This is a genomic window from Ensifer sp. 1H6, assembly GCF_001976035.1.
Lineage (GTDB): Bacteria > Pseudomonadota > Alphaproteobacteria > Rhizobiales > Rhizobiaceae > Ensifer > Ensifer canadensis.
Window position 1 is genome coordinate 75,124 of record NZ_MOAI01000018.1, and the last position, 24,656, is coordinate 99,779.

Annotated in this window: 25 protein-coding genes and 1 pseudogene; 3 read left to right on the plus strand and 23 right to left on the minus strand. The window is 59.2% G+C overall.

Annotation, left to right across the window (positions count from 1 at the left end):
- Window positions 1-32: 32 nt before the first annotated feature.
- The 11 genes and pseudogenes from BKP54_RS20980 to BKP54_RS36640 all read right to left on the minus strand — a co-directional run.
- Window positions 33-1,394: an MmgE/PrpD family protein gene (locus BKP54_RS20980; RefSeq protein ID WP_084814799.1), complete on the minus strand. Its 1,362-nt coding sequence runs from the start codon at window positions 1,392-1,394 to the stop codon at window positions 33-35.
- On the minus strand, window positions 1,387-2,280 hold the full coding sequence (locus tag BKP54_RS20985) for a polysaccharide deacetylase family protein (protein ID WP_084814800.1): 894 nt from the start codon (window positions 2,278-2,280) through the stop codon (window positions 1,387-1,389). Before BKP54_RS20985 ends, BKP54_RS20980 begins: the two co-directional genes overlap by 8 nt.
- On the minus strand, window positions 2,277-3,170 hold the full coding sequence (locus BKP54_RS20990; RefSeq protein WP_084814801.1) for a polysaccharide deacetylase: 894 nt from the start codon (window positions 3,168-3,170) through the stop codon (window positions 2,277-2,279). Before BKP54_RS20990 ends, BKP54_RS20985 begins: the two co-directional genes overlap by 4 nt.
- A gap of 168 nt (window positions 3,171-3,338) precedes the next feature.
- Window positions 3,339-4,166: an ABC transporter substrate-binding protein gene (locus BKP54_RS20995; protein WP_025430818.1), complete on the minus strand. Its 828-nt coding sequence runs from the start codon at window positions 4,164-4,166 to the stop codon at window positions 3,339-3,341.
- 34 nt (window positions 4,167-4,200) lie between these two features.
- Complete coding sequence (locus tag BKP54_RS21000; RefSeq protein ID WP_025430819.1) at window positions 4,201-4,962, minus strand: amino acid ABC transporter ATP-binding protein; 762 nt, start codon at window positions 4,960-4,962, stop codon at window positions 4,201-4,203.
- Window positions 4,962-5,849 carry an amino acid ABC transporter permease gene (locus BKP54_RS21005; protein WP_025430820.1) on the minus strand — a complete coding sequence of 296 codons (888 nt, stop codon included), beginning with the start codon at window positions 5,847-5,849 and terminating at the stop codon, window positions 4,962-4,964. Before BKP54_RS21005 ends, BKP54_RS21000 begins: the two co-directional genes overlap by 1 nt.
- A gap of 506 nt (window positions 5,850-6,355) precedes the next feature.
- On the minus strand, window positions 6,356-6,799 hold the full coding sequence (dtd, locus tag BKP54_RS21010; protein WP_025430821.1) for a D-aminoacyl-tRNA deacylase: 444 nt from the start codon (window positions 6,797-6,799) through the stop codon (window positions 6,356-6,358).
- Between the two features lie 361 nt (window positions 6,800-7,160).
- Complete coding sequence (locus tag BKP54_RS21015; RefSeq protein WP_245317869.1) at window positions 7,161-7,679, minus strand: hypothetical protein; 519 nt, start codon at window positions 7,677-7,679, stop codon at window positions 7,161-7,163.
- Between the two features lie 90 nt (window positions 7,680-7,769).
- A complete protein-coding gene (locus BKP54_RS35250; RefSeq protein WP_128090459.1) occupies window positions 7,770-8,285 on the minus strand; it encodes a hypothetical protein in 516 nt (171 codons plus the stop codon).
- 229 nt (window positions 8,286-8,514) lie between these two features.
- On the minus strand, window positions 8,515-8,943 hold the full coding sequence (locus tag BKP54_RS21020; RefSeq protein ID WP_084814802.1) for a SyrB-like regulator: 429 nt from the start codon (window positions 8,941-8,943) through the stop codon (window positions 8,515-8,517).
- Window positions 8,944-9,232: 289 nt separating this feature from the next.
- Window positions 9,233-9,422, minus strand: a pseudogene (locus BKP54_RS36640) (hypothetical protein); the annotation flags it as partial.
- A 260-nt stretch (window positions 9,423-9,682) separates the two neighbouring features.
- Here BKP54_RS36640 and BKP54_RS21030 point away from each other — a divergent pair.
- Together BKP54_RS21030 and BKP54_RS35890 are read left to right on the plus strand one after the other, a co-directional pair.
- A complete protein-coding gene (locus BKP54_RS21030) occupies window positions 9,683-10,549 on the plus strand; it encodes a hypothetical protein (protein ID WP_025430823.1) in 867 nt (288 codons plus the stop codon).
- Window positions 10,550-10,649: 100 nt separating this feature from the next.
- A complete protein-coding gene (locus tag BKP54_RS35890; RefSeq protein WP_158071713.1) occupies window positions 10,650-10,805 on the plus strand; it encodes a hypothetical protein in 156 nt (51 codons plus the stop codon).
- A 345-nt stretch (window positions 10,806-11,150) separates the two neighbouring features.
- Here BKP54_RS35890 and BKP54_RS21035 read toward each other — a convergent pair whose 3' ends face one another.
- From BKP54_RS21035 to BKP54_RS21050, 4 genes are all read right to left on the minus strand, one after another.
- On the minus strand, window positions 11,151-11,387 hold the full coding sequence (locus tag BKP54_RS21035) for a hypothetical protein (RefSeq protein ID WP_025430824.1): 237 nt from the start codon (window positions 11,385-11,387) through the stop codon (window positions 11,151-11,153).
- 444 nt (window positions 11,388-11,831) lie between these two features.
- Window positions 11,832-12,335, minus strand: a complete 504-nt coding sequence (locus tag BKP54_RS21040; protein WP_084814803.1) for an SRPBCC family protein — start codon at window positions 12,333-12,335, stop codon at window positions 11,832-11,834.
- Entirely contained in the window at window positions 12,319-12,675 is a 357-nt protein-coding gene (locus BKP54_RS21045; RefSeq protein ID WP_025430826.1) for a helix-turn-helix domain-containing protein, read from the minus strand. The genes BKP54_RS21040 and BKP54_RS21045 overlap by 17 nt, the downstream gene beginning before the upstream one ends.
- A gap of 676 nt (window positions 12,676-13,351) precedes the next feature.
- Window positions 13,352-14,590: a M20 aminoacylase family protein gene (locus BKP54_RS21050; protein WP_348626750.1), complete on the minus strand. Its 1,239-nt coding sequence runs from the start codon at window positions 14,588-14,590 to the stop codon at window positions 13,352-13,354.
- A 242-nt stretch (window positions 14,591-14,832) separates the two neighbouring features.
- Between BKP54_RS21050 and BKP54_RS21055 the strand changes: the two genes are divergently transcribed.
- Window positions 14,833-15,531: a GntR family transcriptional regulator gene (locus BKP54_RS21055; RefSeq protein WP_025430867.1), complete on the plus strand. Its 699-nt coding sequence runs from the start codon at window positions 14,833-14,835 to the stop codon at window positions 15,529-15,531.
- A 248-nt stretch (window positions 15,532-15,779) separates the two neighbouring features.
- Here BKP54_RS21055 and BKP54_RS21060 read toward each other — a convergent pair whose 3' ends face one another.
- The 8 genes from BKP54_RS21060 to BKP54_RS21095 form a co-directional block, all read right to left on the minus strand.
- Window positions 15,780-16,229 (minus strand): gamma-glutamylcyclotransferase family protein, encoded by a 450-nt coding sequence (locus tag BKP54_RS21060; RefSeq protein WP_025430868.1) that lies wholly within the window; start codon window positions 16,227-16,229, stop codon window positions 15,780-15,782.
- Window positions 16,226-17,941 (minus strand): cobalamin-dependent protein, encoded by a 1,716-nt coding sequence (locus BKP54_RS21065; RefSeq protein WP_198956852.1) that lies wholly within the window; start codon window positions 17,939-17,941, stop codon window positions 16,226-16,228. The genes BKP54_RS21060 and BKP54_RS21065 overlap by 4 nt, the downstream gene beginning before the upstream one ends.
- A gap of 109 nt (window positions 17,942-18,050) precedes the next feature.
- Window positions 18,051-18,869 carry a pyrroline-5-carboxylate reductase dimerization domain-containing protein gene (locus BKP54_RS21070; protein WP_128090460.1) on the minus strand — a complete coding sequence of 273 codons (819 nt, stop codon included), beginning with the start codon at window positions 18,867-18,869 and terminating at the stop codon, window positions 18,051-18,053.
- Between the two features lie 74 nt (window positions 18,870-18,943).
- Window positions 18,944-19,900 carry an oligopeptide/dipeptide ABC transporter ATP-binding protein gene (locus BKP54_RS21075; protein ID WP_025430871.1) on the minus strand — a complete coding sequence of 319 codons (957 nt, stop codon included), beginning with the start codon at window positions 19,898-19,900 and terminating at the stop codon, window positions 18,944-18,946.
- On the minus strand, window positions 19,897-20,904 hold the full coding sequence (locus tag BKP54_RS21080) for an ABC transporter ATP-binding protein (protein WP_084814806.1): 1,008 nt from the start codon (window positions 20,902-20,904) through the stop codon (window positions 19,897-19,899). The genes BKP54_RS21075 and BKP54_RS21080 overlap by 4 nt, the downstream gene beginning before the upstream one ends.
- 48 nt (window positions 20,905-20,952) lie before the next feature.
- Window positions 20,953-21,792 carry an ABC transporter permease gene (locus BKP54_RS21085; RefSeq protein WP_025430873.1) on the minus strand — a complete coding sequence of 280 codons (840 nt, stop codon included), beginning with the start codon at window positions 21,790-21,792 and terminating at the stop codon, window positions 20,953-20,955.
- Window positions 21,789-22,718, minus strand: coding sequence for an ABC transporter permease (locus BKP54_RS21090; protein ID WP_025430874.1), 930 nt, complete (start codon window positions 22,716-22,718; stop codon window positions 21,789-21,791). The genes BKP54_RS21085 and BKP54_RS21090 overlap by 4 nt, the downstream gene beginning before the upstream one ends.
- A 135-nt stretch (window positions 22,719-22,853) precedes the next feature.
- Window positions 22,854-24,455: an ABC transporter substrate-binding protein gene (locus BKP54_RS21095; protein ID WP_025430875.1), complete on the minus strand. Its 1,602-nt coding sequence runs from the start codon at window positions 24,453-24,455 to the stop codon at window positions 22,854-22,856.
- Window positions 24,456-24,656: the final 201 nt, after the last annotated feature.

A 24,656-nucleotide genomic window follows, 5' to 3' on the forward strand; every position in this document is an offset into this window, starting at 1 on the left:
GGTTTGGCTCCGGCACTTGGGCCGACGTGGCGTCAGTGCAGTAGCTCCAGAGGAGCCCGAGCATCGACGAAACTGTCGAGCGCAAGAACGCAATCGCGCAGGTAAGCAGCCTTTTTCTCCGGCAAGACGGTGCCAGAGAGCTCGTTGTATTTGCCGATCAGTCGGTCGTCGCTCAGTGGATTTGCAGGGCTGCCGAGCGGGAACTCCACCGTGGTCTTCAGGCGCTTCCCGTCCTGCGTTGAAAGGGCAATTGCAGGTTCCGCCTCGTCGGACATGGACGGATCAATGCGCACCTCAATCCGGCCGAGCCATTGCTCGATGCTCGCGTCACGCCAAGCTCGCTCCTCAAGCTCTGCGAGCGACACCTTGCCGTACCGGAGCCGTGCGGCGACCGCATAGGGCAAACTCATCTGTGCCTGCGCCCGCGAGCTCAATGTCTTGCCACCGCACATGCCGAACTGGAAACCGCTCATGTCGACGGTGATCGCAGCGACATCGGCACTCTTCAGATCATGATCGCCAAGCAACTTGTCGACCGCGTCGATTGCCGAATGGGTGCCGCGGCAGGTGGCATGAGGTTTGATTGAGCAGCGGTTGATACGCCAGTTCTCGCCGAACGCGCGGTCGAGTGCCTCCAGATCCCCCGCGCCCCGACAAAACGCCTGAAAAAAGCTTCCCCACGCACCCTCTTCAAACACGCCGCCAGGACCGGCAAAGCCGCTGGCGGCAAGACGCGCGGCCAGAAGACCCCCTTCGGCGGCACGGCCGGCGTGAAGCTTCTTCGCCGGGCTGCCATCGTGGATAAAAGCCCATGTGCCGCTCGCAAAGGAACAGGCAAGACCAAGCGCGGAGGCCATTCGCTCGGCATCAAAACTAAGCAAGGTGCCAACGGCCGCAGCGGCGCCGAAGATGCCGCAAGTTCCTGTGGAGTGCCAGCCGAGCCCGTTGTGCGTCTCGTAGCCGCCGGCCGCTTCCAGCACGCGCCGGCCGACCTCGTATCCGATCAAGACGCTTTTCAGGAGTTCCCGGCCATGAACCGGTCGCTGTATCTCTCCGAGGGCAGCCACGACTGCCGGCAGGACGACGGCGCCTGAGTGGTCGCAACCACCGCTATCATCGAGTTCGAGGGCATGGGCCGAAACGCCGTTGACGAGAGCGGCGGTGCGGGCATCGAGCAAAAGCGGCGTTCCCCAAATGACCGAAGCGCCGTTTGACGCCCCAGCACCGAGAGCCGACAGTGTCATGCGCGTCTCGGCGGAGACCGAGCCCGCTACAGCAACGCCGAAGGTGTCGAGAATGTGCAGCTTCGCCTTCTTGACGGTCGCTTCGGGAAAATCATCAAACGCCGTGGCGACGACCTTGCGCGCCAGCGAATGCAGGACGGTCTCAGTCATGGGATTGATGCTCCCGCTGATAAGCATCGTAAACGCAAAGGGGGTGGGACCGCGGCGGCGCGACGCCGATTGTCCGATACCAGTGCGCGATCATCGCGCCGGTGGCGAACCATACGTCGTCGAAGCCGCAAATGTGCGCCAAGAGATCTTCGACGATTGAGATTCTTCCGGGCGTGCCGCTCCATTCCGGCCGAAGCTGAAGTACGTAGCAGAGACCGAAGCGACGATAGGCCTCGAACTCCGCGATCCAGTTGTTGAGAACGCCGTCATAAGACGGGATGCGGCTTTGACCCTTGGGGAAGGCCGGGGTGAAGTTGAACTGGAAATAGGGACGATCCTCCAGCTCGACATGAACCGGTATCTCGATCAGACGCGAGGGATGCAGATAGGGAACGTCGTCGCCGTTAAGCGAAGCCGACCACGAGTACCCCGCTTCAGACAGCAATCGGTCGAAGCCGCGCGGCCAGTTTCCGCCGGGGAGACGAAAGCCTGTCGCTGCCCGGCCCGATAGCCTTGCGAGGACATCGCGCGACCGCTTCAAGAGCTCCAGCGCTTGCGCCGCCGGCAGGCGATCGTGGTGTTCGAAGGCCCAACCATGGCTTTCGAGATCATGGCCGGTTGCGGCAACATCCGTCAGAAGAGCGGCATGCTCTTCCGCTACCTGCCCCGGCACGAACCAACTGGTAGCGATTTCGGAGGACGCAAAGGTCCGGCACAGCCTTTCGACACCGCGCGCAGCGCCATATTTCCAGACGGAGAAGCTCTTGCTACGCTCAAGGAGATCCGGAGCGGTGGCCACCGCATCCATGCCGTCGTCGAACAGCACAGAGACCAGAACCGCGCAGCGCTTGCCCTCAGGCCACGTCATTGCCGTGAGTTCGTTCATGCCGACCTCCCATGCCGGTCACCGGGGGAATGCTGGTCGATCCACCAGCGAGCGATATCGCCGCAACGCGCCGCCCACACCGCGTCGCCATGTGCTGCTATTGCCTGGAAAAGCCCGTCCAGGATCGAGAGACGGCCGGGTTTGGCGCAAACCTTGGGATGCAGGATGGTCGTCCAGCAGAGACCCTCGCGGTGGTATCCCTCGAACTCGGCGCACCAGTTCTGCTCGACCGTGCGGTAGTCGGAGATCCGGTCGAGGCCTATGGGAAAGTCCGGCTCCTCCGTGTAGGCGAGCGCCGTATAGTCGTCGATGTCCCAGCGCCCCGGGATTTCGACGAGGCCATGTTCGGGCGTGGCGCTCGGGTGGAAATAGGGTCGATCGTCGCCGCGCATCGAGCTCGAATAGAGCACGCCGAAGGCGCGCAGGATGTGCGCAGTTTCCTCACTCCAGTCGCCCGATGGCGTGCGAAAACCGATCGGGGTGACGCCAAGCCGCTCCTGAAAGATCGCGCGGGAGCGCTCCATGATGTCGAGCTGCTGCTGGCGGCTCAGATCGATGAAAACTTCGTGGCGGTGTCCGTGATAGGCGACCTCGTGCCCTTCGCGGACGATACGCTCGCAGCGCTCACCCCAATGCAGCACGACCCATGTAGGAATGAAGAAGGTTGCCTTGAGGTCATAGGCGCCGAGCAGATCGAGCAGGCGCGGCAGGGCTTTCCAGGGACCGTAGGCGCCCTGGGTGAAATAGCGCGGGTTGGAAAGCAGCGACCCGTCGAGCATTGCGTCGCCGGTCGGTCCGTCGACGTCGAAGGCGAGCGCGACGGCGGATTGTTTTCCGGCTGGCCAGCGCGAAGCCCGAAGGTCAGCGGAAAGGGAAGGTTCGGTGAGCATGGTGTTTGTCCGGTTGGCGACCGCACCCGACCGGAGCGCCGGGAGCGGTTTTCTGAAGTCAAAGCTCTGCCGTTCCGGCTCCGCGGCCGGTTGAAAAGCGGTAGAACTCTGGAATGGTTGCCGCCCGGTCGTCTCAGAAAGATCGGATGCGCGGGCGGAAGAGGCGGTTTACTTGACGCCGTTGATCACGGCGTTCGGTACGGCGTTATGGACCAGGCCCCACTTCGTCAGGAGTTGGCTATAGGTGCCATCCTTGATCAGCTCGTCGAGCGCACCGGCAACTGCGTCGCGCAAGCCCGAATTGTCCTTCTTGAAGCCGATGCCAAAGGTGTCGTTGCTGATGAGTGGATCGCCGACCAACGTAAATGTGTCCGGCTCGACGCGCATCTGGTAGGCGATGGTTTCGATGCCCTGGACGACGGCGTCATAACGACCCTGCTTCATGCCGAGGCGGGCGGCGTTGGAATCGGCCGTACCTTCGAACTTGATCGCCGCCTTGCCCTTGCCGACGCAATTGGCCTCGCTCCAGCCGGTAACGTTCTCGCCGAAGCTGGTGCTGCGGCTGCCGGCGACCGTCTTGCCGCAGAGGTCTTCCGGCTGCTTGTACTGTTCGCCGCCGGCCTTGGTCGTGAACAGGATCGGGCCGCTCGTCAGGTAGTCGACGAAGTCCATGCTTTCCTGGCGTTTGACGTTGTCGCTCATGCCGGAGATGATCACGTCGCCGCGCCCGGTCTGAAGGCCGCTCTGAAGTTCCTGAAAGGCGGAGGTGACAAACAGCGGGTTGAGCTTGAGCTTTGTGGCGATCGCGGTCGCCAGATCGACGTCGAAACCATCGAGCGTGCCCTTTTCCGGATTGACGAACTCCATCGGCGGATAGATCGGATTGGTGAGGATGCGAAGCTCGCCGTCGTTGACGAGGTTGAGCTTGGTCTCGGCCGCGGCGGCGCCGGCGGAAAGAAGCGCGAGTGCGGACACGGCTACCCTTAGAAATTTCATGTCATTCTCCTCTTGAGGCTGTTTTCTTGGTTTTTCAAAGCACCGCAGAAATGAAGCTCTTCACTCTGGGATTTGTGGGATTCTCAAGGATCTCGGAGGGCGTCCCGGTTTCGACGATGCGTCCGCCGTCCATGAACACCACCCGGTCCGCGACCTCTCGGCAGAAACCGAGTTCGTGGGTGACGACGATCATCGTCGTGCCGGCGGCAGCGAGCTCCTTCATGACCCCGAGCACCTCGCCGACAAGCTCCGGATCGAGCGCGGACGTCGGTTCGTCGAACAGCATCGCCTTCGGCTTCATCGCCAGTGCCCGGGCGATTGCGACGCGCTGCTGCTGGCCGCCCGATAGCTCGCCCGGATAGGCTTCCGCCTTGTGGGCAAGACCAACGCGCTTCAGCAGGGCGCGCGCTTCCTCGGCGCATTGCTGTTTCGGTCGCCTCTGAACGCCGACCGGTCCTTCGATGATGTTTTCGAGCACGGTGCGGTGCGGGAAGAGGTGAAAGCGCTGGAAGACCATACCGACGGACTGGCGCTGCCGTGCGATCTCTCCGTCGGACAACGGATAGAGACGGTTTCCGTCACGCCGGTAGCCGGCAATCTCGCCATCGACGGTCACATAGCCGCCATCGATGCTCTCAAGTTGGTTGATGCAGCGCAGGAACGTGCTCTTTCCGGAGCCGGACGGACCGATGATGCAGACGACCTCGCCCTTGCAGATGCTGAAATCGATGTCCTGGAGCACATGGAAGGTGCCGAAATATTTCTGGAGGCCATGGGCGACGATAAGCGGTTCCATCAGGCAGCCTCCTCGACGGTGGTCTTCGGCACCGGAGCAGCTTCCGTCCGTCGGGTGGCACCCCACCCCTTGGAGAAGTAGCGCTCAATATACATCTGCGCGATGCTGAGGACGGTGACGACAGCCATGTACCAGATGGCAGCAACGATCAGCAGTTCGATGACGCGTGAATTGACGTAGTAGATGTCTTCGACGCTGCGCAGCACTTCGGAATACTGGATGACGCTGGCAAGCGAAGTCAGCTTGACCATGCCGATCGTCTCGTTGCCGATCGGCGGCACGATTACCCGCATCGCCTGCGGCAGCACGATCTTCAGGGTGGCGCGCAGCTTCGTCATGCCGATCGATAGCGCAGCTTCCGTCTGTCCGCGATCAATGGAGAGAATGCCAGCGCGAACGACCTCAGCCGTATAGGCGCCCTGCTGGATACCAAGACCCAGAAAGGCGGCGACGAACGGCGTCATCACATCGACGGTGCGCAGCGAAAACAGACCGGGGATGCCGATCGTCGGGAAAATCAGTGCGAGATTGAACCATAGCAGCAGTTGCAGCAGCGCCGGCGTACCGCGAAACAGCCAGACATAGCCGACGGAAACGCTCCGCAGCACCGGATCGTCAGACATGCGCATCACGGCCGCGAGAACACCGAGCAGAATGCCGAGCGCCATGGCCCAGAAGGTCATGATGATGGTGTTGACGACGCCGGCCATCACCGCCTTCGAGAACAGGTTCTCTCCGACATAGCTCCACGCAATGTCGCCGAGCCAGAAGGCCCTGACGAGCAGGAGCAGCATGGCGATGAAAACGAGGGCCAGTATCTTCGTGCCGATCTTGCGTCGCGGCACGACGACAAACTGGCCGGGATCGGCAAGTCTGGTATCGCTCATTTAGGTTCCCCGAAGCTTCGCGCTTCACTGTTGTTCTGGATTGATGTCAGCCTAGTCCTGACGGCTCGGCCCGCGCAAACGAGATATCGACATACAATTCATGCGTCGAATGCATAAATCCGAATTTCTGCTGGGCGACTAATTGCACCAGGCACCACAAACGAAGCCTTCTGAATCAAATATCTACTCGACTCTCCAACGATCCTGGCCGCGTTTTCTCTCTCGGGATCAGTTCCTCGATCTCGGCCCCAGGGGCTGGCGCGCGAACCACTCGATCAATGGATCGACGTCTTGATGCGCCGGTTGCGTGAACGGCGGCTACCAGCTGACGTGCGTGGAAGCCGTGGATTCGCTCGGAATTCGGATTGCGACGCTACAATCGAGGCGACGAGCAGCGAACGGTGCCACAGGCAGGCCTGGGCGCAGTGACGCTGTGACACAAAAATGAGCGCACCAGGCGCCGACCGCACAAGCGGCCAGAGCCCGTTCGCGTGCGGTTTGACCGGTTAACTGGACGTCGTATCCAGCCAGATCGTTACAGGACCGTCGTTGGCCAATTCCACCCGCATGTCCGCGCCGAAGACGCCATTCGCAACGGCAACGCCAAGTGCCGAGACATTGGCAGAGAAGTTCTCATAAAGGCGTTTGCCCTCGTCCGGCGGCGCAGCCGTAGAAAAGCCCGGGCGGTTGCCTTTCGTCTCGGCGGCCAACGTGAACTGGCTGACGATCAGAGCTGAGCCGCCCACATCGACAAGCGAGCGGTTCATGCGATCCGCATCGTCCCTGAAGATGCGCAGGTTGGCGATCTTGCGCGCCAGCCATTCGCTTTCCGTTTCAGTGTCGCCCTTCATCGCACATACGAAGACCAACAGACCATTGCCGATTTCCCCCGTCACCGCACCGTCGATGGTGACGCGCGCAGATGAAACGCGCTGGATCAGTGCTCTCACGGCGACGATCTCCCTATGCCTTCGCGCTCTTATCGGCTCCGAGGCAGTCGCGATCAAGCCCTACCCATAACTTCGCGTCGACGGTCAGGAGATCGTCGTTGAAGTCGTAATCGGAAGCATAGAGCGGCCGGCCGTGTGCGACCCGTCTCTGCCCCGAGAGCTCATTCCGAACGATACATTATGCGATCCTCGAAGCACAAAAGGTACATTCTAATTCGAAGTGAGACAATCCAATGATTTCAATGGCTTACCCTTGAAGATTTTGGGATGTCACGAAGCTATTCGCTGCTGAATCTGGCTGATCGTCGCCGCCTTTCGTTAGGCGCAACTGTGTGGCTCATTTGGCGCTACGCTGTGGAATTCAAACGACACCAAAACGCGCAAGCATCTTTCGAAGACGCATATTTTGTTGAAGAAGATGTTCTGTCAGCTGGCCCTTGAGCCGCTGATTCTCCTCTTCAAGCGCGGTCAACTCGTCGACAGGTTCTCCGCCCGACACGGCGGTCGATCGCGCAATCGGCATGCTTCTCGTAGCCTCAGTTTTGACACTCACCTGGCGCCGGCGCCTCGCTCCTCGTGGAGAACGCGGCGCTGAAGATTCCTCTTTCGATTCTGAAACTGAATTGAAAGGTGGATCATTATCTTGCGGTGATGGATAGGTTTGCTCCGCCTCCACTGGGGAGGCTGTAATCAGCTCACCGTCACCGGTTTGAGTGTTCTCCGTGACGTGAGTTTCCAGTCTCGGGTCCGGCTGCGGATCGCGGTCTTGGGCCCGAGCCTCTGAGACCACACCGGGTTCGAAAAGATGCGGCGCGTCAGCTTCAGCCTCACGCACCAGAGCCTTGAGATCTGTGTCGCCCCAGATGGAGGTAGGCCGCATGGACGACCGTCGCGCGCGATTTGAGTTCGACAACGAACTTTCGTTGTGGTGTTTTCATATGTGTCCGATCTTTGAGATTGTAGGGCAGGCTCAGGATATATCGAAACGCTCAAGCATCTTCTTAAGCTGAACATTCTGCAAATGCAGCTTTCGAGCCAATTGAATTCTCAGTTGCTGGATTTCATCGTCAAGGCCTAACACCTCGTCAAAGAACACCCCTCCAGACGAAGAAGATCGTGCATTTTGATCGCTGTTTACCACGGCTTCGCTCTGCGCAATCACGTCCGTACGGGAATTCTTCGCATGTCCTGGCTTCTTTGCCCGTGTTGTTCGTGGAGGCTTTTTGCCGGTCTCGCTTTCCGGCAGTATCGGATGCGCTTCTGCACTGGATCGGCTGACTTCTTGACGCGCGGGTGCTTGGGCCTCTTCAACATTCCCTGGCCCGTCGCCAACGCGCGCGGTATCGACCTCAGGTTCAGTTTGATCTGAAGATGCGGTCGCTACGAGCCCAGCAGATCGGTTTTCACCGTGCTCAGATCGGCGGGGTGCTTCCGTTGGGTTTTGTGCAGGCGCCGACGCTCGCTGCGCTGTGTTTTCGTTTGCCATAGCATCAGCATCATGCCCAACCGAACCCCCTGGTGTCTCGGGCGGCCCTCGCCGCGACACCAATTGAGTAAGGAATTTCCAAGGTGATTTCATTGCGCTTCAACCTCGAGCAGCCCGCACCACGACGTTTCCGCAATTTGAGTTCCGGGCTCACGACGTGAGCCCGGCGAAAATCTGTCCGACCACGAATGTAGTGGACACGGTCGATCGCTCAACCGCCCCTCGGTGATCAATCGAGTCCGAGCCGCTTGCGCAGGTCTGCGTTTTCGGCACGCAGCTTGTCTGCCAGAGTCTTCCGGAGCCGCTTATTTTCTTCTTCGAGCTGAATAAGGTCTGCCATCTCATCCATCGCCGGAAGAGGCACGTTAGCCGATCGCTCGGCTTGCTTTGGCGCCCGCTTTTTTCTCGTGCCTTTAGTGAGGTCCTTCGCCGCGCTGTTGCCAGCGACTTGCGTTTCGGTAGACGTTTGGTTCGCGTCTACGCCTTGTTCGCTACGCTTCTTGCGGCCCCTGCGTGCTTTCACGAGTGGTGTTGCAGACGCTTCGGCAATTGCCTTCGGACGCCTTGGCGCGCGCTGTTTTTTAGGCGCCGGTATTTCTGCCGGTGCAGCCGTTTCTACAACGTCGGTAGTCGAGCCCGAACTGTTCTCGTCAGCCATAAATCATCTCCCTCTGTGGTAAGAATTCTTTTCGGCGGAGAAAAAGGCGGAGTCAATAAGCGCTGTGGAGATCCGACCCACGCCCGCGTCTTTCAGAAGTTCTCTCGCGCGGTTAAACCTGTGCTCCCGCGTGCTTTGAGAGTTGTTCAGTAGTTCCGCTACACTCTTCGCCTGTAAGTCTTGGGGCAAAGCGCGAACGTGTGTGCTGCCCGTCGGGATCAGGAAGAAGAGAACCCCGAGGTTGTCGCCGAGGGGTCATTGCGAGCGCTTGCATTCCGGTAATATCATTTCGTTGGTCGGCGCTGTCGTAGCCGACTGGACCGTCGAGATCCTCGTCGCGGAAGTCGTTCGACGCGTTGGCTGTGGCGTCGCGCCCCGGAGAATGCGCGGGAATACAGTTGCTCGGTGCCATGGGCCGATCCGACGAAGGCGCCGACGATCCGGTGCAAGTAGATCTGCATGGCGTTTTTCGCCAAGCCCATCGGCGAGACTGCCGGCGTGCTCTCGACACTTACATTCATGCCATCAGCTCAATCGCACATTGGAAACCGTCCTCGGCACCATTGCGATATTCCTCTAAACGCATCGCTTAAGTTCATGATCGCGCCAGAACTTGTAAATTATTCTGATCGGTCTATCTCCGCTTGTACTTGCGTTACGGCTAATTTAACCGCAATCTACGGGTGTGATCGCAAAGGGCGAAATCCTTGGTTGCCGGATTCCCGGGAGGACTGGGATCATGGGACACGTGCTTGCTGCACGAGAATACAAACTACTACTTAAGGCGAGTGAGTTTCAGGCAAAACCAACGCTACAATCCGCCAACGCGTTTTGGACGTCGCGGATTGCGGGAATTGTCTCGCTGATAGACGAGGAACCTGAACCCTTCGAGAGGGTAGTCCATACAACCATCCGGTTCTGGGATACGGCGGACTGCGTCCTGTCGAGAAACGATCTCATCCTGCGAACGCGCGAAGAGATGGATGAGAACTTTGTTTCGGCCGGTACATTCGAGACAACCTTGAAGCTACGCATGCCCGATCAGTTCGTGGTCGCGACGACGTCCTTCGCTGAGGACGGTGAGGGCCCAGAGACAAAATTTGAGGAAGACATCGGTCCGCTCGAAGTTGTCGGTCCAGGAGCGGGGACTCGCGTCATTGTTCCCGTCAAGAGGTCGACGAGAAACCGGTTTTCCCTCTCTACGACCATCGAAGGCAACTCGCAGCAGCGGCCCGTAAGGCTCGCCGATGTTTTTGGAATGTTCCCTGGGGTGGGAGACCTGATCGGCGAGCAGGCGACCAGTGCAGATTTGGTCGGCGGATCAATGATCCACGAATACGCATTCAAGAGAGCCAAGGCAAAGTTCAGCGATAACATCGATGGCAAATTCACGTTGAGCCTTTGGTGCTTCGATGGGCCTGAGGCCAAGCCGAGCGTCGCAGAACTCTCCTTCACGTGCGAAACGCAGAACGGAACCATGCCGGGCAAGGCCGCCCACGGAGCCTACCGGCTCTTCATCGCATTCCAGAACCAACTGGCCGACATCGTTGACTCTGAAAATGCCAGCAAGACGGCGCTGGCGCTTCCGAAGGGGGACGCTAGCTAAGCTGTCTTCATTCGGCAGACGACGGCTGTTCGAACAGCCGTTGTGACCAAGTGCGCGCTCACGCTACCTCAAGAGCATTGACGTCAGCATCGCAGATAGAATGCCGCATCCGAACTACGTTGCCCGGAAGCGCCATGGCGCCACGCCGTGGATCCGAACGATCGCGACCATCGAAGAGCAGCGCTCCGATGAATCAATGGAGAGTTGGATCACCGTCAAAGATGAAATCAAATGGTTCAAGAGCAACTTTGCGTAAGCCCACGCCGGTCGACGCCAGTCGATCCCCTCGACAAGCATGGAAAGTGGGGCCTGTGTCAGGTGCGCCACGCCATCCTTCGCCATCGGCCAGGGAAAATATCCGCGGATCAGAACCAATGACCCAGTTTTTACCATTCCCCCCTGATACACGTTCATTCGGCAAGACATGAACTTGGCCGGGCTGGAATGACTGATTTATGGCCGATCGCTACCAAATTGCTTGGGCAGCCCGCCCGGAACGGCGGCGGCACTTCAATTCGCGCTTGAGGTCAAAACTTGGGTGTCAGGCCATTGAGGGTGATCCGGCCGTCCAAATGCGACCTGTCTGGCGTCAATGGAAGCTTCATGAAGCCGAGAACTTCACCGTCACGCCGCGCTGGCGAAAGTAGGCCTGCATAAGCTTCCTGCCAGAACGATTATTTTGCATGAGCTTAGCAGGGTCGAACACGGCCTCTTTCAAACCTACCCGCACCAACGCTTCCTTGAGGGTCGCGATATGCACATCGATGTCGGCATTGTCCGCCTGGAGCGATTCATAAATGCGGTTTGTTGCATCTGCTACGGTCGGCTCACTCACGATTATTTTCCCTTTGGCTGGCGCTTACCACATTTTCTTGCTTGATCCTATGTTTGTGAAAAATGCCCACTTCAAGGCGAAGGCCGTGGCGCCGCTTCAGCACCGTTTAGTGCATCGGATTGCCCGTGGGGGTCCCTCTGCCCCGGGCGCCTCCCTCGGGACAGCGCCACTGACCGCAAACCGTGCGAAGCGACAGTAGCGTCTCGATTGCAAGGGGCGGGTTGCGCTGGTCTGCCTCCAGTGCCACATGTCTTCGAATGCGGACGGAAGGTTCCAACCCATCGCCTTCCATTGCCGTCGACGCTATCGATCGCCGACCGCCTGATCGATGAGGCGCCGCAGCATCTCCGGCAGGTCAGTCAGGTGGGCGCACAACAGCCGCGACGGCACCGAGCGGAATCGCCCGTTTCGGCCGTCCCCCCCCCGAGGCGAGTTTCCCGACCCGCGCTATTCGCCTTTACTGGAAAGCAATTCGTCGAGCTGCTCCAGCTGTTCCGGCAATGCGGCCGCCGAGCCCTGTAGTGCTTCCTCAAGCGCCTCCTTGGACGGATAGATTTCGTGGAAATTCAGCAGCGTCTTCCCGCCCTGGTCCTCGAAGGTCACTGTCGTGACCGCGCCCTCTTCGCCCTCGTCGTTGGTCCAGACGATGCGCTCGTTCGGCACCACCTCGAGATACTTGCCGTAGAAGGCCATGGTGTCCGAACCGCCGGCGCCGAATTCCAGCCGATATTTGCCGCCGGTACGGACGTCCATATCGCACAATACGAGCGAAACACCAGATGCCGATTTTGGCACCCACCAGCGCTGGAACAGCTCGGGCTGGCTCCACGCCCTGTAAACCGTGCTCGGCGGCGCATTGAATGTCCGCGTTACGACGAGTTCGCGATCCCCTCTGCGCTCGACTGACATGCGGTTCTGCTCACCACTTGGACTGTTAACTTGCTGATTCATCGCTTCCCTCCTTTTTCATTTCGCTGAGGATTTCGTCCAATGCTTCGAAGCGGGCCTCGAAGAGCTTCCGATGCGCCTCGATCCACTCGGCCTCTGCCTTGAGGCCGCGTTTCCCAAGCTTGCAGGTTCTCACCCGTCCGACCTTCTGCGTGACGACGAGCCCCGCCCGCTCGAGAACCTGGATGTGCTTCTTCATGCCGGTCAGTGTCATCTGGAACTTATCCGCGAGACTGGTGATCGACGCGTCGCCTAGCCCAAGCTGATCGATTATCCCGCGGCGGGTCGCATCGGACAGCGCCGCAAATGAGAGATCGAGGGGAGGACTAATATACTGAACCATATAGTTCAGTGTTTAGCCTGCTCGCGCAGGAAGCGCAAGCGTCCCGATCTTTCCCTGCCATAGACCGGTCATTCGAGGTCATGCATCGCGGCGGCGGCAGCATCGTCTGCTGCGGGTCAAAAGCGGACCCTCGAGCCGCTGTCAGCTTTCAGCGCCTGCTTCCCGCAAGCAGTCCGCCGGCTAACGTGAAGAGTTTCGGGCGCCGCGAGGCGTACGAAAGTCCCCGAGGAAGGAACCCGCGGGCCACAGTCGAAGGCTATGGAGATTTCAGTCTGCGGCTCATGTGCGCGGTACCAGGATCGCAGTCAGGGAGTGGGATGATAGATGGCGGGCAGGTCGCTTCTTTGCGCGCCCGCGTTGCTTTCCGGGCCTGGCCGAGGCTCGTCGCAACCCTGTCGGCAGCGATGATCACCACGGACGCATGCGGTTTGACCGGTTAAAAGCCTCGTCTCGGAGGATCAGCATCGCGACGGCTAACGGCCGGGATCCGGGAAGCCTAGGCCCGGCAAGCCGCTCCGTTTGATTGAGGGTCGCATCAGAAACAGCCACCAGTACTCGTCCCCTCACCTTCCCTGCCTGACCAGCGAGCGGGCGATATCGATGATGTCGTCTCTGGCTGCCGTCAGATCATCCTTTTAAATGTCGCGTTCTTCGGTGACGCGGGTCAGTTCTCGTCTCAGCCGCCTGATCGGCTTTGCCCTTGCAGACCTCGGGGCTGTTCAGCCTGACCTCTAAACCTAAGCCGCAGCTTTTCAGATTTGCAACCGTCGTTCCACAATCCGCGCCATGATGCTGGCGCAACCGGCAAAATCGCATCATCAAACACATAGCGCGGATTGTGCACCGGAATAGTTCCGCCGTGGCCGAGCGTGCAATACGCTCCCGGGACTGCTTTCAGCATATCCGCAAAATCCTCACTTCCGGTCACAAGATCTTCGGAAACGCGGATGTTTTCGGCGCCGACAATCTCGGCGGCGGCCGAAAGAAAGGCATCAGACAGGTCCACGTCGTTCACCAGAACGTCAAAGACATTTCGGATTTCCACGTCGATCTCGATGCCGTGCATCCTGGCGAGCCCGGCGCAGATGTCTTTGATCCTGCTTGTGATCAGGTCGCGGACATCGTCGTGGAAGTACCTAACGGTGCCTGCAATCGTCGCGGTGTCAGGCAGGACATTGTATGCGTTTCCGCCATTGATCCTGGTCACGGACAACACCGCCGGCTTTGTCGGCGGGATGTTCCGGCTAACAATGGAATGCAAAACGCCCACCAGGGCCGATACGATCATGATCGAATCGCAGCCATCTTCCGGCATTGCGGCGTGGCTGCCAACACCCCGCACCGTGATATCGAAAAAACAAGCGCCGGCCATCGCCACGCCCGGCTTGATCTTGACAAGCCCGGGGGTTCCATTCGGATTGTTGTGCATTCCGTACACTTCGTCACACGGGAACCTGTCGAACAGCCCGTCTGCCATCATCGTTTGCGCCCCGCCCAAGCCCTCCTCTGCGGGTTGGAAGATCAGCACCGCCGTGCCGGCGAAATTGCGGGTGGCGGCCAAATAATGCGCTGCGCCCAGGAGCATGGTGGTGTGAGCGTCATGGCCGCATGCATGCATGATGCCATCGGTTCGCGAAGCGTACGGAAGCTCAGTCGCCTCATGAATCGGCAGCGCATCCATGTCCGCCCGCAGCCCGACCCGCCGGGTCCCCTCGCGTTTGCCACGGATTATACCCACCACGCCAGTCGTCCCCATCCCGGCATGGACGTGGTCGACGCCATACCGGGTCAACAAGTCCTGGACGATCGCCGAGGTGCGGTGTTCCTGGAAACCTAGTTCCGGGTGGGCGTGTAGATCGCGCCGTATCGCTGTAAGCTCGGCAGCGCGCTCCGCTACCTGCGGCAGTACTGGCATAGAGGTCTCCTCGGCTGGGTTGGTTTTGGCTTGGAACGGGGTTAGGTTCAACTCCGCGCGTCACGGGCAGCGCTCCGCATCGGGCGCTGAGCAGCGCCCCTGCCCCCGCATATTGCTGGTCCTCGGCGTGCCCTTTGCGATGGGTTTCAGCGCGCGGAATTCTGGTTTTTCGAAGCCGAAAATACCGCACTCCGCCCCGCTAGAATATTGAATATTCGCGCAAAAACTGCAATACATGTCGGATGGCAAAGCAACCAATTGAACCGGCGCAGACATCACCCGATCTGACCCATAAGGCCTATCTTGGCATCCGGCAGATGATGTTTCACAATGAAATTGTCGCTGGCCAAAAAATACCTTTCAAAGATCTCGCCGAACAGATGGACATGAGCGTAACGCCCGTGATCCAGGCGTTGAAATACCTCGAGTTCCAAGGGCTGGTTCGGCGCGAGCCCAACAAGGGGTATTTCATTGAAGCCCTCAAGCTCGAAGAGGTTGAGGAACTCTACAAGTTTCGCAAGATGCTGGAGCTGGTCTTGCTTGAGGAGATGATGGCAGTGCTGGATCAGGCCGGCATCGTCGAGTTGCAGGCCGCGCATGACGCCTATCTCGCCTCCCTCTCGGGAAACCTGACCCACCAGAAACTCATCACGGACATGGGTTTTCACCTGACGATCGCGCGGCTGGCAAAGCAGCCTATCCGGCTCAACGCCCTAAAGACCGTTTTCGACGTCCTGCACCTGAAGTACAAGGCAAGCCTTGGCTACGTTACCCGGGAGCAATCGAACCAGGCCGATCACGGACTAATCCTCGATGCCATCATCGCTCGCGATGAGACGCTCGCAAAAACCTTGATGTCAAACCACATCGAGAACAGCGAAAAACACGCCTATCTGAACCTGCAGCAGATGATCAATGAAAAAGCCGCGATCAAGTTCTAAAGCGTGCCTCGATCATCCAGATTCGCTTCCCACGCTTCAGGCCATTGATTTTACACACATCATTGGCGCGAAGCCGCTGCCTGCACATTTTTGTACGACATGCTTCTAGCCTCCCTGTCCGGCAAGCGGATCTGAGCAATCGTCCCCAAAGCGGTCCCGATCGTTCAAATCCGCTTCTAATGCGTCAGGCCTTTGATTTTACGCATCTCGCGCAAAACCGCTGCCTGCACACTTTGGGCGACATGCTCCTAGAGAGAGTCCTGGTAGAATTTCTCGATAGTCTGGACATAGGCGGGCTCAAGCTGCAGTTCCTTGGCGCCTTCAAGCATGCCTTCGACATAAGATCTCGAGGGTTTGAACGGGCCTTGCGGGTCGATGACCTGATAGAGTTCCACATCGTGCCATTTGCCATCGTCCCCCATCGCGATGAAGGTTTTGCGGTCATAGTCCCCGATGTAATAGCCTTCTTTGACATCCAGCTCGCGCATTTCGGCCTCGGGCACCTCGAACAGCGCGCCATGCACCATTTTTCCGGGCGCCTCGATGATGTTGCTGATGCCGGCCTGCTGCTTCTTGGACCAGAAATTGAAGCGAATTTCGTAGTTCGGGATATAGCCCTTCATCAGAAATTTCGCACTCGGCAGGATCGTGTGCAGGAACTTCACTTGCAAATTGGAACCATAGGCAAAGTGTATCATGTCTTTTCCTCACATGTTGGTTTCTCGAGTGTAAGAAGGGCGCCAAGCCGGTTTCCAAGGCCGCAATCCGTGTGGATTCCGACCTGGGCCAGCTCTGCCGTAACGTCGACCGGCAGATCGAGGTCGCCGCGCTTCTGGTTCAGAACGCCCCCGAACAGCACCGGCGCGCGGACCTGTTTTTCCGCAAGCGCGTTCACCAGCATTTTGCCGTAGTCCAGCGCCATACCGTTGTGCGTGCTGATGAGGATTGCATCCAGCGGACCTTCGCCGGCCTTTTCGGCGACCTGGTCGGGATCGGCTTCGGCGCCCAGATAGACAACCTCGGCGCCGGTATTTGTCAAAAGCCAGTGCAGCACCATGATCGCGTGCTCATGCACATCGGTCGAGGCAAGGAGTATCCTCTTGCCCGCGATCCTGTCGGCGAGTTCCGGCCGTTCGAACCGCGGCAGGTTGTCCTTGTAACACTGGATGGACTGGCCAAAGATATCGGTGGGCACGATCACCGTGCGCGCGCGCAATTCCGTTGCGTCCGGTTGCCCCGCGCCAAACAATTCCTCGAACAAAGCCGGGCCCAGTTTCTTGAGCGTATAAAGCATTTGCAGTGGGTTCGCGGTATCGACGCCGGCGGCCCGGAGCCCGCTCAGGGCATTCTCGAAAACCCGTTTGCCGTGACGCCGCATGTGATCGGCGAACGTGCGGCTGTCGGAAAAATCCACGCGCGAATGCAAACGGCGAGCCGTGGCTTCAACTCGGTGCCCCAGAATCTGCGCCTCGGCAATTTCTTCCCAGGACGGGGACCGGAACGCCTCGGTCACGGGCAGCGGCAAAACCGCATGGCCGGTGGGGCACTCCAGTTGTGCCATGATGTCCCAGAGCAAATACTCCGCAACCAGTCCACGGTTCTCGTCGAAGTTCCGCGAAAAGGAAATCGTATCCCCGTAGAACATCGAGCCGACGCAATTTCCGTCATGGATCTCGTTCAGCGCGAATACCCAGCCGGCCCGCTTGACGGGATCGGACGTCAACCCGCCGATACAATGAGACAGCTTGGCGCCCAGCAGGTCTTCAACGATGTATTTCTCAAGATAGGCCCAGCCCGCAACCGTCGTGCAATCGAGAAACAACGCGCCGAATCCGTCTTCAAGATACGAATGCAGCATCACGCCCCGATCCCGCAGCGCGCCGAGGATCGCGATCGATCTGGTGGTTTCCACGGCAGTTGCAACGTGATCGTGCCAACCCGGCGCCTCATGGGCGAAATACTGCGAGAGGTTGCCGATGGTCGTCACACCCGCGCGCAAAGCTTGCACGGTGTTTCCGGTCGAGGCGGGAAATCCGATCATGAAGTCGCCCATATGCGGCTGGATCGGCGTCATCTGTCCGATCTGGCTCCAGTGCGCGGGTGTTTCCAGCAAGGGGCCGGTTTCCGCAGCAGCCTTGCTGCGCATCGCCTCGGGCAGGCCCATGCGGCGATCAAGGCAAAGACCAGCGCGGTGCACCTCGATATTGTTGAGGTTGGCCTCATGAAAGACATTGGCGAGCGCCCGTTCGGTCAGATCCCAGCTGCCCATGCCGATATGCGCGTGATAGCTGATTTCACCGCTCGTGATGCAGGCCCGTTTGAATTCAGCCTCCGATTCCACGCCCCATTTGTCGAAGGCCGCGGTGCGCCCGATCCTGATGGTTTTGGCAATTTCACGCGCTTCGTTCAAAAGGGTTCCGCAATTGGGCAGCCGATCGGCCAGGGATTGCCGCGTTACCTGTTCGAACCTGGTCTGGGTCATAGCGAGCCTCCGATCCGGATTTGCATGTGTCGCATCGTCAAAGGCCGCTCTTCAACTTGCGGACGACGGCGTCGAGCGCGCCGCTCCATGCGGCAAGGCCACCGGCCCTTTCGACCTCTTCCATGCCCCGTTCGGAGATGCCTCCGGGAACAGCGAGCGACGCCCAAATGTCCTGAAAAGGTACGGTCCTGTCGTGCTCGGCCATGGCGCTCGCCCCGCCGATTGTCTCGACGACCAGCGCGCGCGCCATGGCGCCGTCCAGACCCTGCGTCGCGCTCCAGGCTGCAAGGTGATCCATCAGCGGAAACATCATCGCATAGAAGGCACCGACCAATGCGGTCGCGGCCTCGAACTGGTCTTCCGTTCGCAGGGCATGCACGCGCCCAAACTGTTCCAGAACGTTACGCGCCGCGGCATTGTCCGGCATCAGCAACACCGGGCTCTTGTTGATCGCAGCGCAGGCGACCGGCAGCGCTCGCACTGCCGTTGCCCCGCCGACCACTCGCTGCAAGCGTTCCAGCGTCACCCCGGCGGCGACCGACACCACGACCTGATCCGTCGAGAAGGTCAGACCTGCAAGCGCCGCCTCCACATCCGCCGGGCGGGTTGCCACGATGACGACCGACGCGCCGGCAATCGCCTCCTGCGGCGTGTCAAACACCGCGGCGCGCGGATGGCGAGCTGCAACGCGCTCGCGCCGCTGCGCGTGCGGGAAAACAGCCGCAGGGCCGTCGTTCCGCCAGCGTTCTCGAAACCTGCGACGAGATACGCCGCAAAATGCCCAACGCCGATTATGCAAACTGTCCGCGTCATTACCAATCTGCTTTCTGTAATCTATTTTATAATTACAAATCAAATTTCATAGAGTCAATCCGTTGCGGGATGGACGCGCCGACACACGCCTAAAAATGGCGGAGAACGCCTGAAACGTCACAGGTTGTGACAGGAAACCGAATGATCCTCGGCAATAGCCCTCAAGGTTGGCGCAACCGATTGGCAGACAGCGGTCTTGCGCACGCATCGCGTATGAAAAGGGCAACTGCTCGGCGCCTTCAGAGGGCTTGAAACGTCACCTTGAAGCACAATCCGCGAGCCACGGCTCCGTGGATCGGGCACCGGGATCGCGGACAGAAGCGCCTGCGTATAGGGATGCTGCGGATTTGAGAACAAAGCCTGATATGAAGCGATCTCGACGATCTTGCCCAGATACATGACTGCGACCCGATCCGCGACATGTTCCACGACCGCAAGGTCATGCGAGATGAACAGGTAGGAGAGGTTGAATTCTTCCTGCAAATCCAGCAGCAGGTTGATGATCTGCGCCTGGATCGAAACATCCAGCGCCGACACCGCCTCATCGCAGATGATCAGCTCGGGGCCAACCGAAAGCGCGCGCGCGATACCGATCCGCTGTCTCTGGCCACCTGAGAACTCATGCGGGTAGCGGTCTGCGTGCCTGGGGCTCAACCCCACCTTTTCCAGAAGATAGGCGATCCGGTCCTTGCGTTCCGCGGCGGTCATTCCGTGAATCTTCAGCGGCTTGTCCAGCGTCTGCGTCAACGTCTTGCGCGGATTGAGCGACGAATAGGGATCCTGGAAAACCACCTGAATCCGTCGTCGCAACTCCAACTGCTTGTCCCTGGGCAAGGATTGCAGGCGGGTTATATCCACCCCATCAAAGACGACATCGCCGCCGGTGGCCTGTACCAGGTTGACTATCGACATGCCTGTCGTGGTCTTGCCGCAACCGCTTTCACCGACGATGCCCAGTGTCTCGCCCCGCGCCAGGGTAAACGACACACCATCGACCGCGCGGATTGGCAAAGCCTTGGCGTTAAAATGGACCTTCAGATCGTTGACCGTCAACAGAGCGCCCGATGCCGTCATGTCATTGCTCCCGCCAGGGTTCCAATTTTGATGCACCGGGCCATGCGGTTCTCGCCGACCGCTTGCAGTTCGATCGCGCTGCCGGCGCATTCGGGGCCGGCGACCGAGCAGCGGTCGCGGAACGCACAACCGGCCGGAAAATCGATGAGACTTGGTACCATGCCCGGAATCTCCTGCAGGCGGCGGCGTCCCTCTTGCGTCCGGCTGCCGAGTTTGGGCACCGATCGCAGCAGTGCCTGGGTGTAGGGATGCTGCGGGCTGTCGAATATCTCGTAGACCGAGCCGACCTCGACGACCTGTCCGGCATACATCACGATCACCCGCTGCGCCATTTCGGCAATGACGCCGAGGTCATGGGTGATCATCAGCACCGCGCTGCCGAACTCGTCCTTCAACCCCAGGATCAGATCCATGATCTGGCTCTGGATCGTCACATCCAGCGCCGTTGTCGGCTCATCCGCGATCAGGATTTCCGGGTTGCAGGCCAGCGCGATGGCGATCATCACGCGTTGGCGCATGCCGCCCGACATATGATGCGGGTAATCCCTGACCCGCTTTTCCGGCGACGGGATCTGCACCTTGCGCAGCAGCTCGATGGCGCGGTTCATGCTTTCCCGGCGGCTCAAGTTTTGATGCCATTGCATGACCTCGGCGATCTGGTCTCCCACGGTGAGCAGCGGATTGAGCGAGGTCATCGGCTCCTGAAAGATCATCGAGATCCTGTTTCCGCGGATCGAGCGCATATAGGCGTCGTCCTGCGCCAGAAGATCGATGCCCTTGTAGCTGACGCTGCCGGCGGCAATCCGGCCGGGCGGCGATTTGATCAGCCGCAGGATCGACAACGCAGTCACGCTCTTGCCCGAGCCGGACTCGCCGACAATGCCCACCGTTTCACCCGGATCGAGATCAAACGAAACATCCCTGACCGCCGGCACGACGCCGGCGGGGGTGCAAAACTCCGTTCGCAACCCGCTTACTTGCAAAAGTTTGGCCGCCTTGGGCATAGTTCTTCCTCGTGTCGTGCGGGAAACCGCGTGTCGTGCGCCGGCGGATTACGCGTTGTTCTTCAGCACGCTTCTGGGATCCAGAATGTCGCGCAGTCCGTCGCCAAAAAGGTTCAGGCCAAGAACGGTGATGAAGATCGCCAGACCGGGAAAGATCGAGAGCCAAGGCGCGGTGAAGAAGAGATCGCGCGACGACGACAGCATGCCGCCCCAGCTTGGCATCGGCGGCTGCGCGCCGAGCCCAAGGAACGACAGCGCGGCCTCCATCAGGATCGCCTCGGCGCAGCCGAGGGTGGCAATCACCAGCACCGGCCCCAGGACGTTCGGCATTATCTGGCCGAAGATGATGCTGGTCTTGCTGTATCCCAGCACTACAGCGGCGTTCACGTAGTCGCTCTTTTTGATCGACAGAACCTGCGCGCGGGTCAGACGACAGGTATAGGACCAGTTCGTCAGCCCGAGGGCGAGATAGATGTTGAACAGGCCCGGCCCCAGCGCCGACATGATCGCCAGCGCGAACACGATGACCGGGATCGACAGCATAATGTTGGTGGCCCCCATGATCAGCTCGTCCCAGAACCGCCCGAAATAGCCCGCGACCAGCCCTAACGAGACGCCGATGATGGTGTTGGCGATCTGCGTAATCAGGCCGACACTCAACGACACCTGCGCTCCGTAAACGACGCGCGAGAACGCATCGCGACCACTCGTATCGGTGCCGAACAGATGCGTCGCGTCCGGCGGCAACTCGGCACTCAACAGATCCGCGTCGTTGATCGGGTCGAACGGGGCGATCAAGGGCGCGAAGATCGCCATGAGCGTGACAAGGGCGACGATGAGGCCACCGTAAAAGAGGTTCTTCTGTCGGAAAACGCGGCGCAGGTTCATTTGAAATCAATCTGTGAGTTGATCACATTGTAGAGAATGTCGACGAGCAGGTTGACGATCAGAAACACCATGACGATCACCAACAGGCAGCCCTGCGCCACTGGGATATCCCGCTGGAAGATCGACTCGACCAGCAAAGATCCAATCCCCGGCCATGAGAACACGCGCTCGACGACGACCGTCTGACCGATCAGCGATCCGAACAGCATGCCTGCGGTCGTCAGGATCAGCACGAAGGCGTTTCGAAAGACGTGCTTGTAGCTGATCTTGAATTCCGACAGCCCCTTGGCCCTTGCGGTGCGGATATAGTCCGCCGACAGCACCTCAACCACGGCGGCGCGGGTAATGCGCGCCAGCAGAGCGCTGTAGCCCACGCCCAGCGTCACCGCCGGCATCACTAGGTTGGCAAACGCGCCGTCTCCATACCCGGAGGTTGGCAGCAAGCGCATCATGTAGCTGAAGGAATACATCAGGAGGATGCCAAGCCAGAATTGCGGGATTGAAACACCCACCACCGCCGCCACGGTCGCAAGCCGGTCGGGCCAAGCCCCCTGTCTTAGCGCCGCGACAAACCCTAGCGGAACGCCCAGTGCGATCGCGATCGCCATCGCGGAGAAGGCAAGTTTCAGCGTCGCCCACAGCCGGGCGAACACCACGTCGGCCACGTCATAGCGCCGCAGATAGGACTGGCCCATATCGCCTTGGGCCAAGCGGCCGACATAGTTGAAATACCGGACATAGGCGGGCTTATCCAATTGCAGGTCGGCCTTCAGCTTCTCGACAACCTCGGCGCCCAGCTCAAGCCTGCCTGCCGAACTCAACGCGGCATTGCCGGGGATGACGTTCAGCAACAGGAACATGATGAGCGTAATTCCCAGTATCGTCGGGATGAACTGAAGAATGCGGCGAATGGCAAAGGAACGCATGTCGGTTTCTCTCTGTCGTCACCGGAAAGCCCGTGACGACACATTGCGGTGCTCGGGGATGCAGCTGATATGTCGGGAGATGGAAAGAACCAGTCGGCACTACTATCGCAATGCTGACTGGTCGATGGACGTCAACTATTTGCCGGAACGAGGAGACGTGGATTCAACCCAGACATCCGCCATGTCCTGGTACATGATCTCGATCGCGACCGGCTCAAGCCCGTGCACCCATGGCTGAACGGCAAGAACGGCCTTGTTGTAGTTGAGGAGCCACACCGCGGCGTCATCGCGGAAAACGGCATCTGCCTGTTTGATGAGAGCAATCCGGGCAGCCGGATCGGTTTCCGCCTGAGCCTTGTCAAGCAATGCATCATACTGCGCATTGTTGTAGTGCGCATAGTTGCCGGAGGTGTTCGCCGTTTTCGAATGCCAGCGTTTCAAAGCCACCAATGGCTCTGGGCCTGAACCGAACGACCAGATGATGCCCTGAAAATCGTCCGCAACCATCTTGTCGTAGAGGATACCCTCCTCCAGCTGCTGGGTCGTTACCTTGATGTTGATTTTGCTAAGATACTGGCCGACAACCTCCGCAACCGCGACACCATAGGACATATTCGCGCTTCCGAGGATCTTCAGCTCGAAGCCGTTTTCGTAGCCGGCCTCTTTCATCAGCGCCTTGGCTTTGTCCAGATCAAAGCCAAGCCCCGTCGCCCCACGGTCGAACCCCTCCGAAGATTCCGGCAACCAGCCCACCGGATTGTATGCCTTGCCCTTCAGGAACTTCTGATTGATGGCGTCCTCGTCAATCGCGTAGCTGATTGCCTGACGCACCTTCCTGTTGGCAAGCGGCTCGTATTTCTGATTCCACACGATCAGACGGGTGAACATCTCGGCGACTTCGATCAGGTCGCCGGAATATTCGGAATCGTTCTTGTAGCTGCTGTATTGCGGTGCTTCGACAATGATCGAATCCAGCTCCTTGGCCCGGAACGCGATATCTCGCGACGCGCCTTCCTGCATGATCTTGAATGCGACGGAATCGAGATAGGGTTTTCCCTTTTCATAGTATTCCGGGTACTTGACCAGCGAAACTTCGCTGCCTTCGACCCATTCCTTGAACTTGAATGGCCCGCTTCCAACCGGTGTAAGCCCGAACTTTTCGCCCAGCCGCTCCACCTCTTCCTTGGGTACAATCGCTGTACCCGGCAGGTAGAACTGGTAGGCAGGGTCGACCTTTTCGGTCAGGGTGATCGAGAACGTCCTGTCGTCAATCACCTTCACCCCGGCCAGGGTCTCGGCCTCGTCCTTTTGCAGCGCATTTGCGCCAACGATCACCTGCAGGTAGCCCGACGTGGGGCTGACCGGATCCATCGTCAGCATCCGCTCGTAGGAATAAGCAATATCGCTGGCGACGAGCTTGCGCCCATTGTGGAAGGTCATGCCATCCTTCAGCGTATAGGTGTATGTCAAGCCGTCGTCTGATGCCGCGACAGCCTCCGCCAGTTCCAGCACCGGCCTCTGTTCTTCCGTGCTCCACATGTAGAGGGTTCTGAAGATGTTGTTCGTGACCAGATGGTCCTGCTGCTTGGCTGTTTTGTGCGGGTCCAACGTCAGGATGCTGCCATCGTAGGGCGCAACAAAGTTGAACGTTCCTCCGCTCTCGGCAGCTTTCGACGTAACACCTGCGCCGACCACGGCGAGACAGGCAAGCAGGCTTATGCGCAAGGTATGCTTCATTCGTTCCTCCATATTTTCATGCCTTCACGCTTGTTCCATGCCGTCTAACGCGGCTCGAGCGTTTGTTGAAAAACCCGGCCGGCCATGACCCGCGCGCAGCGATAATATCGCGATATCAGAAACCGCCCCCACTTCCAGAGAGAATTTATGAGGCGTATGCAATCATGTCAATAATTATAAATAAAATTAGAAATCATATTT

Coding starts and splice junctions, on each gene's coding strand:
- BKP54_RS20980 (WP_084814799.1), bottom strand. CDS start 1,394: ATGACTGAGACCGTCCTGCATTCGCTGGCGCGCAAGGTCGTCGCCACG.
- BKP54_RS20985 (WP_084814800.1), bottom strand. CDS start 2,280: ATGAACGAACTCACGGCAATGACGTGGCCTGAGGGCAAGCGCTGCGCG.
- BKP54_RS20990 (WP_084814801.1), bottom strand. CDS start 3,170: ATGCTCACCGAACCTTCCCTTTCCGCTGACCTTCGGGCTTCGCGCTGG.
- BKP54_RS20995 (WP_025430818.1), bottom strand. CDS start 4,166: ATGAAATTTCTAAGGGTAGCCGTGTCCGCACTCGCGCTTCTTTCCGCC.
- BKP54_RS21000 (WP_025430819.1), bottom strand. CDS start 4,962: ATGGAACCGCTTATCGTCGCCCATGGCCTCCAGAAATATTTCGGCACC.
- BKP54_RS21005 (WP_025430820.1), bottom strand. CDS start 5,849: ATGAGCGATACCAGACTTGCCGATCCCGGCCAGTTTGTCGTCGTGCCG.
- BKP54_RS21015 (WP_245317869.1), bottom strand. CDS start 7,679: ATGCGGCCTACCTCCATCTGGGGCGACACAGATCTCAAGGCTCTGGTG.
- BKP54_RS35250 (WP_128090459.1), bottom strand. CDS start 8,285: ATGGCAAACGAAAACACAGCGCAGCGAGCGTCGGCGCCTGCACAAAAC.
- BKP54_RS21020 (WP_084814802.1), bottom strand. CDS start 8,943: ATGGCTGACGAGAACAGTTCGGGCTCGACTACCGACGTTGTAGAAACG.
- BKP54_RS21030 (WP_025430823.1), top strand. CDS start 9,683: ATGGGACACGTGCTTGCTGCACGAGAATACAAACTACTACTTAAGGCG.
- BKP54_RS35890 (WP_158071713.1), top strand. CDS start 10,650: ATGCCGCATCCGAACTACGTTGCCCGGAAGCGCCATGGCGCCACGCCG.
- BKP54_RS21040 (WP_084814803.1), bottom strand. CDS start 12,335: ATGAATCAGCAAGTTAACAGTCCAAGTGGTGAGCAGAACCGCATGTCA.
- BKP54_RS21045 (WP_025430826.1), bottom strand. CDS start 12,675: ATGGTTCAGTATATTAGTCCTCCCCTCGATCTCTCATTTGCGGCGCTG.
- BKP54_RS21050 (WP_348626750.1), bottom strand. CDS start 14,590: ATGCCAGTACTGCCGCAGGTAGCGGAGCGCGCTGCCGAGCTTACAGCG.
- BKP54_RS21055 (WP_025430867.1), top strand. CDS start 14,833: ATGGCAAAGCAACCAATTGAACCGGCGCAGACATCACCCGATCTGACC.
- BKP54_RS21060 (WP_025430868.1), bottom strand. CDS start 16,229: ATGATACACTTTGCCTATGGTTCCAATTTGCAAGTGAAGTTCCTGCAC.
- BKP54_RS21075 (WP_025430871.1), bottom strand. CDS start 19,900: ATGACGGCATCGGGCGCTCTGTTGACGGTCAACGATCTGAAGGTCCAT.
- BKP54_RS21080 (WP_084814806.1), bottom strand. CDS start 20,904: ATGCCCAAGGCGGCCAAACTTTTGCAAGTAAGCGGGTTGCGAACGGAG.
- BKP54_RS21085 (WP_025430873.1), bottom strand. CDS start 21,792: ATGAACCTGCGCCGCGTTTTCCGACAGAAGAACCTCTTTTACGGTGGC.
- BKP54_RS21090 (WP_025430874.1), bottom strand. CDS start 22,718: ATGCGTTCCTTTGCCATTCGCCGCATTCTTCAGTTCATCCCGACGATA.
- BKP54_RS21095 (WP_025430875.1), bottom strand. CDS start 24,455: ATGAAGCATACCTTGCGCATAAGCCTGCTTGCCTGTCTCGCCGTGGTC.